Raw genomic sequence first — 15,770 nt, forward strand, 5'->3', positions numbered from 1 at the left:
TGCTGTAGGTGGAAAACGCTGGGCCGATGACGGTTTCCACCTACGCTTTCCGCTCAGATCTCGTCGGCCTGCCGGGAGGCGAACCCGTAGCGCGGGGCCAGCTCGTTCCAGGACGCGACGAACCGTTGCCTGGCCGCGGTGGCCTGCGTGCTGTGCTGCTGGGCGAGGACGCTGGAGGATGTCGTCGGCGCCGGTGAGACACAGATGCCGGCCCCCTCACGCGCCCAGGCCGCGTAGGCGCGGTCCGCCGCCGTCGATTCCAGCCACGCCGACCGCAGGTCGGCGGCCATTGTTCCGCGGGGGCCGGATCCGCGCGTGAAGCCCGGGTTTGTTCTTTAGTTGGTTATGGTCCGTTACATCGTGCTGTTCCTGGCGATGTCAGCCCCAGCCCCGCCGACACAGGAGAAGAAGCATGCCGGACGCCCGTACGGCCAGCGCGGCCAGCGCGGCCAGCACGACGGTCAACCACGCCGACCGGGAGGCGCGCCGCGACCTCTCCGTGGCGCCGCCCATCTACCAGACGGCGACCTTCTGGGCCGAGGACGCCGAGACGTTCGCCCAGGCGGCGGTCGAACGGCGCGGCCAGGGCTTCTACACCCGCTTCGGCAACCCCAACCACGCGCAGGTCGCGGCCGTCGTCGCGGAGCTGGAGCACGCCGAGGCCGCGCTCGTCACCGCCTCGGGCATGGCGGCGCTCACCACGGCCGTGCTGGCCCTGGTCTCCACCGGTGACCACGTGATCGGGCAGAGATCCACCTACAGCGGCACGGCGTCCCTGTTGTTGAACCTTCTGCCGCGCCTGGGCGTGACGACCACGCAGGTGGACCAGACGGACCCCGACGCCTTCGCCCGGGCCCTGACCCCGCGGACCCGCCTCGTCCTGGTCGAGTCACCGAGCAACCCGCTGCTGCAGATCACTGACCTGCGCGCCGTCGCGGGCCTCGCCCACGCGCACGACGCGCTGGTCCTGGCGGACAACACCTTCGCCACACCCGTGAACCAGCGGCCGCTGGACCTCGGTGTCGACCTGGTGTGGCACAGCGCGACCAAGTACCTCAACGGCCACTCCGACGTGTCAGCCGGTGTGCTCGCGGGGCCGGCGGAGCTCCTCGACCGCGTCTGGGACGTCGGCCTGCTCACCGGCGCGGTACTCGGCCCCTTCGACGCCTGGCTGCTGCTGCGCGGCCTGCGCACGCTGCCGCTGCGCATGGCCAGGCACAACGCCAACGGCCAGGCCCTCGCCGAGGCGCTGGAGCGGCACCCGGCCGTCGCGCGGGTGCACTACCCGGGCCTGGCGGCGCATCCGCAGCACGCGCTCGCGGCCCGCCAGCTCACCGGCTTCGGCGGGGTGCTCGCGGTCGAGTTCGCCGGTGGCCACGAGGCGGCCGACACCTTCCTCGACCGGCTGCGCTACGTCCGACGAGCGGTCAGCCTCGGCGGTGTGGAGTCCCTGGCGGTGCGCCCCGCGGCGATGTGGGCGGGGATGCTCAGCGAGGAACAGATCATCGCCTCGGGGATCCCCCTGGGACTGGTCCGGCTCGCCGCCGGCACCGAGGACACCGCCGACCTCGTCGATGACGTGCTCACAGCAGCCGATTCCCTGTAGCGACAGTGCCGGCGAACGGACGGAGGCCCAAACCACGAACCGGTACGGCACCGGCTGTCCGCGCGGAGCGGTTCGGTTCACTCGGGCCTGACAGCGGAGAGCCGCCTACGCCCGCCTCAGCCCGTGTAGGTGGTTTCCGCTGTGAGGATGACGGTTTCCACCTACGCTTGCCGCGGTTGTAGGTGGTTTCGGCTGGGGGGATGGCGGTTTTCACCTACGGGTGGGTCAGCCTCCGGTGGTGGAGCCGGGTCTGACGATCATCAGGATGGTGACGGTCACCCAGAGCAGGTTGAAGGCGCCGGTGAGCATGGCCAGGCGTGCGCCGGCCCGCGCGTCGAGGCTGGCGGTGGCGTCGGCGCCCGCCGTGGCCTGCGCGGCGGTGTCGACGGCGTGGAGGGCGTCGCGCTGGCCGGGCAGGACGAGCAGCGCCAGGATGGCGGCCGCGCCCGCGGTGAGGATGATCGAGGCGATCACCCAGGCGTTGCCTGTGACACCCAGCTCACCCGCGGCGGCGAACCCGAGGGCGGGCACGGCGACACCGACGAGGGCGTAGACCGCACAGACGCGGTACAGGACGCGCAGGGCCGCGACGGCGGCCGGATCGCCGGGGCTGGCCTGGGCGTGACGCAGGGCCGGGGGGAACATGCTGGCGGCGACGGCGACCGGTCCGACGGCGAGGACGGCGGCCAGCACGTGCAGGATCAGGAAGAACTTCGTCACAGTGACAATCCTCGCCTCAGGCGTCGCGGCGGCGGCCGGTGACCGTGCGGGCGGCGACGGTGGCACAGGCGATGGTGTGGGCGGCGATGGCGTCGGGCGGGCCGAGTGCGCCGGACACGATGGCGTGGGCGGGCATGCGCGTTCTCCGTTCCGCGATGAGGCGCCGGTGTGCTCCGGCGGAGCGCCGTCGAGGCTGAGACGAGCCTCCGAACTGATCCGATCATGACCGGTCACGCCTGGGTGGAGCGCCGGGGCGGGGCGTTGCGAGGACCACAGCGGGGCAACGGCGGAAATGGCGGAGCCGGCCGCTAGCCGGAGGGACACTCACTTTATGTGAATCTTCCGTGCTCCCCGCGCTCGGGCGCCAGTTTCGCGATCATGGCAGGACGCCTGGGATGCGGATGGGCTTCCCGGTCGCGCGCCCCCCGTGGCGCCCATATGGCCGATGGCCGACGGCCACCCGCGAGTGGCGTACCACGTGGCCACGTAGGCCATTGGATACTCGCTGAGAGTAATCAGAATCAGCGTGTTCGGTGACGCCGGGCTCGTTGGTGATCATATATGAGGGAAAGCAGGGTCCGATGCGTGTCGGGATGTACCTGGACGATCAGGGGCGGTCGCTGGACGCGGTCGTGGCGGCGGCCCGCGACGGGGCGAAGGCCGGCTTCGCCAGTGCCTGGATGACCCAGTTCGGCGGGTGGGACGCGCTCACCGCGCTGGCGGTCGTGGGCCGGGAGGCGCCCGGTATCGAGGTCGGGACGGCGGTGGTGCCGACCTATCCCCGCCATCCGCTGGTGCTCGCCAGCCAGGCGCTGACGGTGCAGGCGGCCGTGGGCAACCGGCTCACCCTGGGTATCGGAGTGAGTCATCGGCCCATCATCGAGGGCCAGTTCGGCTACTCGTTCGACCGGCCCGCGGCGCACCTGCGGGAGTACCTGTCCGTGCTGGTCCCGCTGCTGCACGGGGAGAGCGTCACCCACCAGGGCGCGTCCCTCACCGCCGTCGGCGCCGTTGACGTGCCGGGCGGCAAGCCGCCGTCGCTGCTGGTCGGCGCGCTCGGCCCCGCGATGCTGCGTGCCGCCGGTGAGCTCGCCGACGGCACGGTCACCACGTGGACGGGCCCGGCGACCCTCGCCGACCACATCGTGCCGACGATCACCCGGGCCGCCCGGGCCGCGGGCCGGCCGGATCCCCGGGTGGTGGCGCTCAGCTTCGTCTGTGTGACCGCGGACGCCGACACACGCCGGGAGTGGGTCGCGCAACGGTTCGCCATGGTCGGCCAGCTGCCCAGCTACCGGGCCGTCCTCGACCGGGAGGGTGTGGACGGCCCGGGGGAGACGGTCATCCTCGGTGACGAGGCGTCCGTCGAACGGCAGATCCGGCGGCTGGCGAGCGCCGGTGTCACCGAGCTGGTGGCGCAGCCGATCGGCTCGGCGCGGGAGCAGGAGGTGACGAGCGACCTGCTCGTCGCGCTCAACACGCCGTCTGTCGGCTGACCCGCCGGGCCGGCCGTCCGCCCGGCGGGCTGATGGGTGGGGTGGGGCTCTCCCGTCCGGTGGAGCGCTGACCGGTCCGTGCCGCCCGTGAATAGCCGCGCGCGAATACAGTCATAACGGCTGGGTGCGGGGGTGGACGGACGGAGTCGGTTGTCGCTGCCGGAAGGGGTTGCCGCACAGGTGAGTGGGTTGTTGGAGGACGGGGAGGCACAGCCGGTTCTCACCCGGGAGCTGAGACTCGCGGCATATGTGGTCTGCATCCGGGACGGTGAAGTGCTGCTCGCGCGCTTCGCCGGCGCGGGCCAGGCGTTCTGGACGCTGCCCGGCGGCGGGCTCGACCACGGGGAGGATCCGCTTGCCGCGGCGATCCGCGAGGTCGAGGAGGAAACCGGATACCACGTCGTGATCGAGTCCCTGCTCGGTCTGGACTCGATACGTCGGAACTTTCCGCGCGCGGTGGGCGTCGAAGCCGACCAGCAGACCCTGCGGGTCATTTACGCCGCCCGGGTGGTGGCCGGTGAACTGCGCTACGAGGTGGGTGGTTCGACCGACCAGGCCGCGTGGGTCGACCTCGGTCAGGTCCACGCTCTCGAGCGGATCGACCTGGTCGACATCGGGCTGGAGCTCGAGCGCACCCGCCCGCCGCTCGGCCGGGTGGACCGGGAACGTTTCCGGCTCTGAACCCGGCCGGGAATCCTGGGCGGTTCACGGCCGGCCGGTGACCGGTGGGTGATGGTTGTCCACCGGGCGCCCGGTGGAGATCCGACCGAGGTCCGATCTCCACCGGGATGACGCCGGCTCCCCGGGGCGAACCGGATGGTTATCCGGGGCACGGGCCGTCCGGGTCTACCGGATCAGCGAAACCCGTCCGGCGGGAGGCCCGAGCGTGAAAAGGGAAACAAAGGGAAGCAAAGGGAAACAGCGACGGCAAGGGCACGGAAAGAACAGGGAATGTGGCCGTGCCGCCGGTGGCCGGTCAGCCGACCTTTCCGGACCAGCAGTGCCTGGACGCGTACCACGGCCCGGTGCCCTGCTGTGAGTAGAGGATGCGGGCGCGCTTCCACTGCTCCTCGGGGCTGGCCTGCTGCGGCAGACCGGACCCGCCGACGCCCCGCCAGGTGGGCGGCAGGAACTGGAACAGCCCGCCGGCGCCGATCTCGTTGACGACGCCCGGGTTGCCACCGGACTCACACTGCGCGATGGCGGAGAGCACCCGGTCCGAGGACGGTTCCGCGTTCGCCGGCTGGGACATCGCGACGCTGCCGCCGATGGCGGCGACAACGGCCGGAACCGCGATCATCGCGCGGGTGCGGGTCCTGATTCCCAGGCGGCTGCGCCGCCTGCTGTGCCTGGCCGCGCCGTCACGCGTGTGTCCGTCACGAGTACGTGTCTGGGACATGATGATGTCCTTCCCCACGCCTGCGAGGTGAGCTGTCGGGTTCGGGCTGGGACTGCCCGGCCGCGTTCCGCGGCTTCACCCCAAGGACGTCCGATACGCGACGCCCGCAAAAAGTGGTTCCCCCGCTCCTGCCATTGGTTTGGCTTCCGTCGGCCGGGGCAGGATTCGGCGTGTCGCCCGACGGGTGCCTTCTTCGCGAAGGCACGGCGCAGACCATACGCACCGTCCCGGCCCGGAAAGCAAGCGGGGGCGGACAGTCGTGAAGATGAGCACACCGCATTCCTGATGTTGATTGTCGCCCCGGTCGTCCGGTAACGCGCGCGCCCGCGCGCTCATTATCTGGATGGGCATGTGACGCCGGCGAAGCGTGGCGATATCGCCACGCTTCCGGCCGGGTGCTCCTGCGCGCGGTGTGGACGGCCGGGCCGAATTCGTGACCGCCGGCAGCGCCGTCACGGAAATGTTCATGAAAACGAACACCGACATGAACATGGAAATGCCCGTCGGAAACTCGCCGAAAATTTCCGGGGAAGGCGGTCGAGGCGATCGTGGAAATAGCCGTGAGGGTGGCCGGAGGGGTGCTCTTCGACGCAGCCGTCGCATGGCCGGAAGCGCCGCGCGGGAAAGCGCCCGCCGGGGGCTGGCGGCGGTGTGGAAGGCGTGTATCGTGTTTGCCTTGCTCGCCGCCGCCGCCGCCGCCGCCGTGCCCGCCCGTACCCGTGCCCGTGCCGTCCGGGCAGCAGGACGGGACGGGACATGGCACGTCAACAGTGGGAGGAACTGACCACACAGCCGTGTCGATGGGCGCGTGTGGGCGGCTGATTTGCGAGGCTGACCGGCATGATGACGCTGGCGGCGTGCGCGGTGCTCTCGATGCTGGTCTGGCTGGTCCTCGCGGCCGGGCACGGAATGTTCTGGCGGACCGACACCCGGCTCGACGCCGCCGACGCCGCCGGCACCGGCGGGGCTGGCGGGGCTGGCGGCGTCGAGCCGCCCGGCGGCTGGCCCGCGATCACCGTGATCGTGCCGGCCCGGGACGAGGCCGAGATGCTGCCGCACACCCTGCCGACCCTGCTCGCGCAGGACTACCCGGGACAGTTGCGCGTCCTGCTGGTCGACGACTCCAGCGAGGACGGCACCGGCGAGGTCGCCCGCGCCATCGGCCGGGCCGCGGGCGCCGGCGAGAAGCTGACGGTCGTCGACGGCCAGCCGCGCCCGGCCGGCTGGGCGGGCAAGGTGTGGGCGATGGAGCAGGGCGTGCGCGCGGCCGGGCCCGACGCGCGGTGGCTGCTGTTCACCGACGCCGACATCGCCCACGGCCCGCGCTCGGTGACCCGGCTGGTCCGCCACGCCACCGGCCACGGGCTCGACCTCACGTCCCTGATGGCCGTGCTGCGCACGAGCAACCGCTGGGAACGGCTCGTCATCCCCGCGTTCGTCTACTTCTTCGCCCAGCTCTACCCGTTCCGCCGGGCCAACCGGCCGACGGCGCGCACGGCGGCGGCGGCCGGCGGGTGCGTCCTGCTGCGCCGGGCCGCGCTGGACCGCGCCGGCGGGATCGCCGCCATCCGCGGCGCGGTCATCGACGACTGCTCGCTGGCCAGGGCCGTCAAGCGCGGTGGGGGACGGATCTGGCTGGGCCTGGCCGACCGCGGGCCCGGGGGTGTGCGCAGCGTCCGCCCGTACCCCGGGCTTGCCGACCTGTGGAAGATGATCTCCCGCAGTGCGTACACCCAGCTGCGGCACTCGCCCGTGCTGCTCGCCGGCACCGTCGTCGGCCTGGTGCTGACCTACCTGCTGCCGCCGGTGGCGGCCGTGATCGGGCTGGCGGGGGCTCTCGCCGGTGGCGGTGACGCCGCCGGCGCGGGCGCTGGGGGCGCCGGGGGCGCGGCCGCGCTGGTCGCCGGCATCGCCGGGCTCGCCACCTGGGCGATCATGACTGCCACCTATGTCCCGATGCTCCGCTACTACCGCCAGCCGGTGTGGACGGCTGTGGCCCTGCCCGCCGTCGCCGCCCTGTACACGCTGATGACCGTGGACTCGGCCGTGGCGCACTGGCGCGGCCGAGGCGCCGCCTGGAAGGGCCGCGCCTACTCGCCGTCCGCCTCGCCCGCACCGTCCGCCTCAACCCCGACGGTGGGCTCCGACAGCGCCACCGGCACCTGACCGTCCCAGCCCTTCCCCGCCACCGCCAGAGCGCCGGTCGGGTAACCATACGTATCCCTCCTGAACGATGGCACGCTCCGATGGACGCCGGCCATCGGAGAAGATCAGCGTAATTTTGTCGTTATGTACGTTTTCGCGACCAAAAAGCGTACATAACGACAAACTCTTCTGGATCATGACCTGTGCGGGCGGCCGTGGATGAGATCCGCGCTACCTGACCGGCGCTCTAGGCGAGCATGCCCGTGCCGGCTTCTGACGCCGGGCGTCCGCGCTGATCGCGCTGATCGCGCTGGTCCTGGCGTTGCCGGGGATCTCCGTTCCCGTCCCGGGATGCTGGGCGGCCCAGTCGTTCCGACCGTGCTGGCGGTGGTGGCCATACCGGTCACGCGGTTGCGGCCACCACGGTGGCCGGCCGGCCGCCAACAGCGACGATCAGGGCATTACGATGCAGAGCGTCGTCATGTCACGGTGTACGGGGGGTTGGGATGGCCGGCGGTTTCGACGTCTTCGTCTCCTACGGGCACGCCGACCAGGAGTGGGTGCGGGTACTCGCGGAGAACCTGGAACGCGCCGGCCTGCACGTGTTCTACGACGAGTGGGAGATCTCGGCTTCGGACGTGCTCGTCCATCGGCTGGACGAGGGTATCCGTACGTCCGCGAACGGGATTCTGGTGGTCAGTCCGGACGCGCTGGCCCGGCCGTGGGTGGCCGAGGAGTACGCGGCGATGCTGACCCGGGCGGTCGCCGGCCGGCAGCGGCTGATCCCGGTGCTGCTCAGGGATGCCGAGCTGCCGCCGTTCCTGGCCGCCCGGGTGTATGTCGATTTCCGGCAGGCGCACGACCCGGCCGGCTATACCGCCCGGGTGGGTGAGCTGGTGGCCGCGCTGCGCGGCGAGCGGCGGGCCCGGCCGGAGGTGGACGGTACCGTGCGGCCGCCGCCGGGGCTGGCCTACCGGGCGGAGGGCCCTCTCGCCGCCACCCTGCGGATCAGCCCGGACGGTGTGGCCCTGACCAGGGCGGACGGCACCGTCGTCGAGGGCCGGCCGGGTGGGCTGGACTGGTCGGCCGTCCAGGTGCTGCGTGAGCTGGAGCGGGTGCGTGCCCGCCGGTCGTCCGTCGGCGGTCTGCTGGTGAAGGCGACGGCCACCGCCGTGGGGACGGCGCCGGTGGATCCGGTGGACGCGGCGTTACGCGCGGCCGGGCGGATGCTCGGCGAGCGGCTCCTGCCCGCCGCCGTGGCCGACACCCTGGCCGTGGAGCTCGAAGCCGCCGTGCGCGGCGGGGCGCCGCTGCGCCTCGCCCTCGAGATCGCCGGCCAGGACGCCGCCGGGCAGAACGGCGCCGGCCAAGACGGCGGCGGGCAGAACGGTGCCGGACAGAACAGCGCTGGTCAGGACGGTGGCGGCCGGAGCGGTGGCGGCCGGAGCGGTCAGGGCGTCACCGGCCGGGCCGGGGCGGGGTGGGCCGGGCTGGCGGATCTGCCGTGGGAGACCCTGACGCTGCCCGGTGACCCTCGGCCGCTGGTGCTGCACCCGTCGGTGCACCTGCACCGGGTCGTGACCGGTCTGGGTGCCGCCCCGGCGATGGGGATCCCCGGGCCGCTGCGGATCCTCGCGGTGATCGCCAGCCCGGAGCGGGGCGGCGGTGAGCTGCTGGACTACGAAGCCGAGCTGGCCCGCATCCTGGACGCGGTCGACGACGCCCGCCGCCGCGGCGCGGCGTACGTGCGCATCCTGAACGAGGGCAGCCGGACGGCGATCCGTGACGCGTTGAAGCAGGAGCGGTTCCATATCCTGCATATCTCCTGCCATGCCGAGCCCGGCCGGCTGGTCCTGGAGACCGGCACCGGCGACGCAGACCGGGTCGACAGCGAGACGTTCGCCGAGAAGGTGCTGGTACCCGGCCAGGGAGTGCCGCTGGTCGTGCTCGCCGGCTGCTCCACCGCCCGAACGGCTATCCGCACCACCGACGGTACCGACGCTGGTGATGTCACCGATGGTGGCGGTACCGATGGCGCTGAGGACACCGGCGGTACCGGCGGCCGGGAGGGCGGGGAGGAAGACAGAGGGGAGGGGTTCCTCCCGGGGCTGGCCCGGGGGCTGCTCGCCCACGGGGTGCCCGCCGTGCTGGCCATGACCGAGTCTGTCACTGACCATTACGCCACCGAGCTGGTCTCCCGGCTGTACGGTGAGCTCGCCGACCGGGCCGTGCCCGACCCGCTGGCCGCGCTGGCGGACGCCCGCCGGGCGGTGGAGGCCGACCGGCAGGCCCTGCCGATCTCGGACCTGCGGGCCGGGCTGGTCGAGTGGGCGACCCCGGCGCTGTTCCTGCGCGGCCCGGCGATCCCGCTCTACGACCCGGCCGCCGGCTTCAAGACGATCATCGAGCCGGCTGAGCCGGTACTGGCCGACGGGATTGTGGTCCGCCGGGTCGGGGAGTTCGTCGGCCGCCGCGGTGAACTGCGCACCCTGACCCGGGTGTTACGCGGCGAGCAGGCCGGGACGCAGACCGGAGTGGTGATCCACGGGATGGGCGGGGTCGGGAAGTCCACCCTGGCCGCCCAGCTCGTCGCCGCTCTCGGTGAGCGGGCCGGGCTGGTGGTCTCGCTGGCCGGCCCGGTCGCCGTCGACCAGATCCTCTACGCGGTCGCCGCCCGGCTGTCCTCCTGGTGCTTCGTCCACAATCTCAGCGACACCGACACCCGTCGCCGCCTGGTCGACGTGCTGCGCTCCGGGCAGACGCCGTGGGCGGACCGGCTCGCCCAGCTCGCCGAGCATCTGCTGCCCACGCTGCCGGTCACGCTGCTGCTCGACAACGCCGAGGACATTCTCGTCGCCGACGGGCCCGGCGGCGGGCAGAGGTTCGCCGACGAGCAGGTGGCCGCCTTCCTCGCCGTCTGGACGGCGCTCCCGCGCGGGCGGGCGCGGCTGCTGGTCACCAGCCGCTTCCCGCTGCCCGTCGACCGGGCCGTCGCCCGGCGGCTGCACACCCACCATCTCGGCCCGCTCTCCCCGGCCGAGGCCCGCAAGCTGCTGTGGCGGCTGCCCGCCCTCAACGCCCTGCCCCCGGCCGAGCAGACCCGGGCGATCACCGACGTCGGTGGGCATCCCCGCACGCTCGAGTACCTCGACGCCCTGCTCGCCGGCGGGCAGGCCCGCTTCCCTGACATCGCCGCGAAACTCGAAGCCGCGCTGGACGCCCGCGGGATCACCGACCCGGCCGACTGGTACACCACCACCGCCGGGGACCTCGACCGGGCGCTGGCCGAAACCGTCACCCTGGCCGTCGACGACATCGTCCTGGACACCCTGCTCGCCCGCCTCGACGGCATCCCCCTGGCCCGCCGGCTGCTGACCGGCGCCGCGGTCTATCGCCGTCCGGTCGACGACATCGGCCTGGCCTGGCAGATCTCCGACCAGACCGCCCCACCCGCCGACCCCGACCCACACGTGACCGAGATCCTCCGGCTGGTCGGCGAGGCCCGGGCCCGCGGCGCCACCAGCCTGGAGGACGCCGGGCTGACCGCCGCGCAGATCGAGGCCTACCACGGCTGGGTGCGGGAACAGCAACGCCCGCCGCTGGCCGTCCCCGACGGCTTCGGCCACGCCGCGACCGCCCTGCTCGACCTCGGCCTGCTCACCCCCACCCCCGACGCGGCCGGCCGGAGCCTGTTCACCGTCCACCGCTGGACCGCCACCGCCCTCCTGGACCAGAAACGAACCGACCCCGACACCCGCGCTACCGCCCACCGCTCCGCCGCCGCCTACTGGCAATGGCGCGTCAACGTCTGGCCCCAGGACCGCCTCGCCGACGTCACCGACCTCCTCGAAGCCGGCCACCACCACCTCACCGCCACCGACTTCGACTCCCTGGAGGCAACCACCGGCGCCGCCTGCCACCAGCTCCACACCTGGGGACTGTGGGACTGGGAAGAACAGATCTGCCGCCACACCCTGCCCCACCTGCCCCCCACCACCCGACTGTCTGCCGCCTTCACCCACCAGCTCGGGATGATCACCGAGTTGCGGGGGGATTATGGTGTGGCGGAAGAACACTACCGCCGCTCCCTCACCATCGAAGAGGAGATCGGGAACCGGGCCGGCATCGCCGCCAGCTACCACCAGCTCGGGATGATCACCCAGTTGCGGGGGGATTATGGTGCGGCGGAAGAACACTACCGCCGCTCCCTCACCATCAAAGAGGAGATCGGGAACCGGGCCGGCATCGCCGCCAGCTACCACCAGCTCGGGAGGATCGCCGAGTTGCGGGGGGATTATGGTGTGGCGGAAGAACACTACCGCCGCTCCCTCACCATTCTCGATGAGATCGGGGACCGGGCCGGCATCGCCACCAGCTACCACCAGCTCGGGAGGATCGCCGAGTTGCGGGGGGATTATGGTGTGGCGGAAGAACACTACCGCCGCTCCCTCACCATTCTCGATGAGATCGGGAACCGGGCCGGCATCGCCGCCAGCTACCACCAGCTCGGGATGATCGCCCAGTTGCGGGGGGATTATGGTGTGGCGGAAGAACACTACCGCCGCTCCCTCACCATCAAAGAGGAGATCGGGGACCGGGCCGGCATCGCCGCCAGCTACCACCAGCTCGGGAGGATCGCCCAGTTGCGGGGGGATTATGGTGCGGCGGAAGAACACTACCGCCGCTCCCTCACCATCAAAGAGGAGATCGGGAACCGGGCCGGCATCGCCACCAGCACAGCCCAGATTGGGGTGATTTATACAGAGTTGGGACGTGTGGCCGAGGCTGTGCCCTATAATCTGAGCGCTCTGGCTGTCCGTCTACAAATCGGTGTGCCCGAGGTGGGAATTGACGTCTACTGGTTGGGGCGACAGCGGAGAGCGCTTGGGGAACAACGTTTCCATGAGGTCCTCGGTGAGCATCTGCTTCCCGCGGATGCCGCCTATGTTCTTGAGCTGCTCGACTCCGCTGGTAGCGATGGCGACGGCTGACGCCCCCCTTATATCTGCGATCTTGTCAAGGCGCGCCTGGAACAGGTGGGCGGTAAGCCAGGTCGAATCGTCGAACTCTGCCGGATCCGCTTTACGGACGTACATCGTCAGTTGTTCGCCGCCAGGACTGTGTAGTGGTGGTACCCGGAACGGCTTGTAGACGACGCTCCCGACCCCGGCGGCGAATCGGTGTGCCTGTCTCAGCCCTCCGAGGCGCAACCCGATAGGCTGGCAGACGATCTTCCAGGGAAAACACCACGGTCAATCTACTTCTGTCTATCAGCGCCCGGAAGAGCACCAGGCTACCCGCCTACGGCTCACAGACCGACGAAATGGGGGCGGTGCGTCTGGCCTTGTCGCGTGGAGCTGGGTTGGTGGTGTGGGGGATGCAGGTGTCCCGGGTGGGGCTGGGCCGGGACACCTGCGATGGCCGTGTGCTGGGCTGGGCGGAACCGTCGGGGGTCAGGTGGTCCGCGGAGCCGGGGTCAGGGGGTGGTGCGGCGGCGGACGACGAGTCTGCGGGCGCCCAGTGCCATCATGAAAACGATCAGTGCGGGGACGATCGGGAAGGGCGAGGGGTGGGCGGTGCCGCCTTCGCCGGCTGGTACGCCGCCTGCCGGTATCGGCATCTTCGTGGACGGGGAGCCGCCGGCCGACGACGCGGATGCCGAGCCGGAAGCGGAGCCGGACGACGACGTCGCCCCCGTGCCCGATCCCGCCGCCCCCTGCCCTGCCGAGCCTGAGGACGGGCCGGGTTTTCCGTCGGGGGTGAGGACCTGGTAGCGGGTGATCATGCCGCCGAGGAGGTGTTCGTTGACGTGGCAGTGGAACAGCCAGGTCCCGACGTCGTCGGGCACCATGTCGGCCGTGGCCATGGTGGCGGGCAGCAGTGGGACGGTGTCCATGCGCATGCCGCTCCACAGCACGCTGTTGCCGTGCCAGTGCGGGGTGTGCAGGTCCTGCTCGCCGCCCATGCCCATGACGTACCAGCGGACGTGCTCACCCTTCCTCATGGTGATCATCGGCTCGTTGCCGAAGATGTAGCCGTTGATGGCGAGCCTGAGGTTGGACCTGGTGAAGTTCACGTCGTCGCGCGGCGGGTAGGGCGGCTGGGCGAAACGGCGGAGGTTCTCCTCCAGGTACGGGCTGCGGTTCTCGTCCATGATCTCGAAAAGGGCGACGATCTCGCGGTCGACGTCCTTCGGGGTGCCGTCCGGGCGGCCCAGGCCGCTGCCGGTGATGACCATCGCGCCCATCAGGCCGGCGGCGGTGTCGCTGACCTCCTGGGTGTGGGAGTGGTACATCCACATCACGGAGCTGCCGTCGTGCGGGCCGGGGCCGGCGCGGTCGGGCACCAGCCAGGTGTAGGTGTGCCGGCCGCCGGTGGGGACGGCGTCGTCGAGCTTGTCCACGCCGGAGGTGTTGTCGGCGTACGGCGCCCCCTCGCTGGCTTTCGTGTAGAAGACCCCGTGGGGATGCACGCTGTCGGGGATCCGGCATCCGTTACGGAATACGACCTTTATGGTGTCGCCGACCTCGGCGTGGATCGTGGGCCCCAGCAGGCCCAGGTAGGCGTCCTGCGGCGGGCGCGACACCAGCGTGGTGAAGCCGGCGTCGGTATAGCCGCGGTAGAGGCATTTCACATATCTCGGCCCGATCCGCCCCGGGCCGGACTCGAGGAAGCTTTTCTCCTGGGGGCTGAAGGGCTGGCCGGTGATGTCGTTACGGTCGTCCGGGGCGTAGTCCCACACGACCTCGTCGGCGCCGATGTAGTAGGTGCGCACCCGCCCGGTCGGGTGGAAGGCCTCGCCGGCGACCTCGTTCCAGTACGACCCGGCCGCTCCGTCCTGCGCGCCGGGCGCGGGCCCGTCCGTGCCGTGGGCGCTGTGGGGATCGGGGACGCTGTGGGGATCGGGGACGCTGTGGGGATCGGGGACGCCGTGGGGATCAGGGGTGCCGTGAGTGTCGGGAGCGCCGTGGGCGCCTGGCGTGTCGCCCACGGCGGGCCCGGCGGTCGCCGCGGCGAGGAGCAGCGTCAGCATGCCCGCCATCGCGGCACGCCTGGCGTGCCGCCGCGCCCGGAGCCACGGCCCACCCGGCGTGCCCGGGCCGTCTGGCCCTCCCGGGCGTCCCGGGTGTCCCGGGCCTGTCGGAGCTGTCGGGCTGGCCGTCGTCCCTCGGCCGTCAAAGAATGATCGCGGCGCCGCTGCCCTCCCTGGCGGTCTGCCCTCCATAGCTGTACGCCTGCCGGCGCGCAATTCCTTAATCACGGAGCGTGACAGTAACTGATTGTGAGTGAACCTGTCCGGTAGGGGTCCGCATCATCCACTTACACGGCGGAAACAGCGATGTGCGCTGATACTGAACGTCACAAAAGACGATCAGGGACGAGAAGGGCGCGGAATACCGGGCAGGTGCCTGGCCGGCCGCCGGCCGGGAAACGCCAGACGGCATCCGGTCGCCCGGCCCGGCGGAGCGGGCCAACAGCAGGCGGCGCCCCACGGGCCGCCTGGGGACGGGGCCGTAGGACGCCGGGGACAGGGCCGTGGGGCGCCGGAGGCGGGGCCGTGGCGAACCGTGCCGGCCGCTGGACCCCTGCCCGTGCGTCCTGGTGCATTCTTGTCGGGTCGGTGCGGGCGGGATCCCGGGAGCGAGAACGGACAGCGATGAGTATGACCGAGGACGCGACGGTCGACGGGAGCGCACCGGCGCGGTGCGCCTACCCGGGATGCGGCCAGCCGCCGAGCGCGCCGGCCGGGCCGGGGCGTCCGCCCGCGTACTGCGACGATCCCGTCCACAACCGGCTGTCGGCCTACCGTCGTCGACGGGAGCTCGCCGGGCAGTCCGGGCCGGGAGCGGCCGGGGCGGGGACGGCTGTCGGCAGGGCCGGTCCGGAGCGCGCCGTGGGCGCGCGGGGGCGGGCCGACGCGCTGGCCGAGCAGATCACCGCGCTGGCCGGCAGCCTCACCCAGACGCTGGACGCCTTCGCCCGGGAGATGAACGCTCTCGGTGACATAGCCGCCACCGAGGCGCGGGTGGAGACGGTCGAGGCGGAGGCGGCCGAGCGCGTCGCCGAAGCGATCGCCCGGGCCGTACGCGCCGAGCAGGCCGCCCGGGAGGCGCAGGCCGTCCAGGACGAGTCGGAGGCCGTCGCCGCCGAGGCGGTCGGCGTGGTCGACACGCTGGAGGAGCGGATCACCGCCCTGGAGGCCGAACGCGACGCGGCCACGGCGGCCCGGGCGCAGGCGCAGGGGGCGCTCGAGCAGGCCCGCGCCGAGGCCGCCGCCGCGGCGGAGGCGGCGCGGCAGGACGCCGAGGAACGCCTGGAGGCGCTGCGCGCCGAGACGGCCGCGGACATCCTGCCAGGCGCACCAGGCCGCGGACACCGCCGTCCGGGCGGCGCGTGACGAGGC

General features: G+C 72.0%; 10 protein-coding genes and 1 riboswitch. Of the genes, 6 read left to right on the forward strand and 4 right to left on the reverse strand.

The features are described 5' to 3' along the window. Positions 1 to 53 precede the first annotated feature (53 nt). A complete protein-coding gene (locus NBX02_RS11035) occupies positions 54 to 290 on the reverse strand; it encodes a hypothetical protein (RefSeq protein ID WP_250285379.1) in 237 nt (78 codons plus the stop codon). Positions 291 to 412: 122 nt separating this feature from the next. Between NBX02_RS11035 and NBX02_RS11040 the strand changes: the two genes are divergently transcribed. Then, a complete protein-coding gene (locus NBX02_RS11040; RefSeq protein ID WP_250285380.1) occupies positions 413 to 1,606 on the forward strand; it encodes a trans-sulfuration enzyme family protein in 1,194 nt (397 codons plus the stop codon). Positions 1,607 to 1,831: 225 nt separating this feature from the next. Here NBX02_RS11040 and NBX02_RS11045 read toward each other — a convergent pair whose 3' ends face one another. Next, the gene (locus tag NBX02_RS11045) at positions 1,832 to 2,326 is read right to left on the reverse strand and encodes a hypothetical protein (protein ID WP_250285381.1); all 495 of its coding nucleotides are present in this window, start codon (positions 2,324 to 2,326) and stop codon (positions 1,832 to 1,834) included. Positions 2,327 to 2,907: 581 nt separating this feature from the next. Between NBX02_RS11045 and NBX02_RS11050 the strand changes: the two genes are divergently transcribed. Both NBX02_RS11050 and NBX02_RS11055 read left to right on the forward strand, forming a co-directional pair. Continuing rightward, positions 2,908 to 3,822 carry an LLM class F420-dependent oxidoreductase gene (locus tag NBX02_RS11050; protein ID WP_250291216.1) on the forward strand — a complete coding sequence of 305 codons (915 nt, stop codon included), beginning with the start codon at positions 2,908 to 2,910 and terminating at the stop codon, positions 3,820 to 3,822. A gap of 180 nt (positions 3,823 to 4,002) precedes the next feature. Next, positions 4,003 to 4,503, forward strand: a complete 501-nt coding sequence (locus tag NBX02_RS11055) for an NUDIX hydrolase (protein WP_250285383.1) — start codon at positions 4,003 to 4,005, stop codon at positions 4,501 to 4,503. A 295-nt stretch (positions 4,504 to 4,798) separates the two neighbouring features. Here the strand turns inward: NBX02_RS11055 and NBX02_RS11060 are convergent, their stop codons facing one another. Continuing rightward, positions 4,799 to 5,122 (reverse strand): transglycosylase family protein, encoded by a 324-nt coding sequence (locus NBX02_RS11060; protein WP_250291225.1) that lies wholly within the window; start codon positions 5,120 to 5,122, stop codon positions 4,799 to 4,801. A 101-nt stretch (positions 5,123 to 5,223) separates the two neighbouring features. Further along, positions 5,224 to 5,376: riboswitch (cyclic di-AMP (ydaO/yuaA leader) on the reverse strand. Between the two features lie 685 nt (positions 5,377 to 6,061). Between NBX02_RS11060 and NBX02_RS11065 the strand changes: the two genes are divergently transcribed. After that, positions 6,062 to 7,387, forward strand: a complete 1,326-nt coding sequence (locus NBX02_RS11065) for a glycosyltransferase (RefSeq protein ID WP_250291217.1) — start codon at positions 6,062 to 6,064, stop codon at positions 7,385 to 7,387. A 485-nt stretch (positions 7,388 to 7,872) separates the two neighbouring features. Next, entirely contained in the window at positions 7,873 to 12,357 is a 4,485-nt protein-coding gene (locus NBX02_RS11070; protein WP_250291219.1) for a tetratricopeptide repeat protein, read from the forward strand. Between the two features lie 485 nt (positions 12,358 to 12,842). Here the strand turns inward: NBX02_RS11070 and NBX02_RS11075 are convergent, their stop codons facing one another. Beyond that, positions 12,843 to 14,408, reverse strand: a complete 1,566-nt coding sequence (locus tag NBX02_RS11075) for a multicopper oxidase domain-containing protein (RefSeq protein WP_250291221.1) — start codon at positions 14,406 to 14,408, stop codon at positions 12,843 to 12,845. 615 nt (positions 14,409 to 15,023) lie between these two features. Here NBX02_RS11075 and NBX02_RS11080 point away from each other — a divergent pair. Next, positions 15,024 to 15,764, forward strand: coding sequence for a hypothetical protein (locus tag NBX02_RS11080; RefSeq protein WP_250291223.1), 741 nt, complete (start codon positions 15,024 to 15,026; stop codon positions 15,762 to 15,764). The last annotated feature ends 6 nt before the right edge of the window (positions 15,765 to 15,770 follow it).

The organism is Protofrankia sp. CiP1_Cm_nod1 (assembly GCF_920888515.1).
Lineage (GTDB): Bacteria > Actinomycetota > Actinomycetes > Frankiales > Frankiaceae > Protofrankia.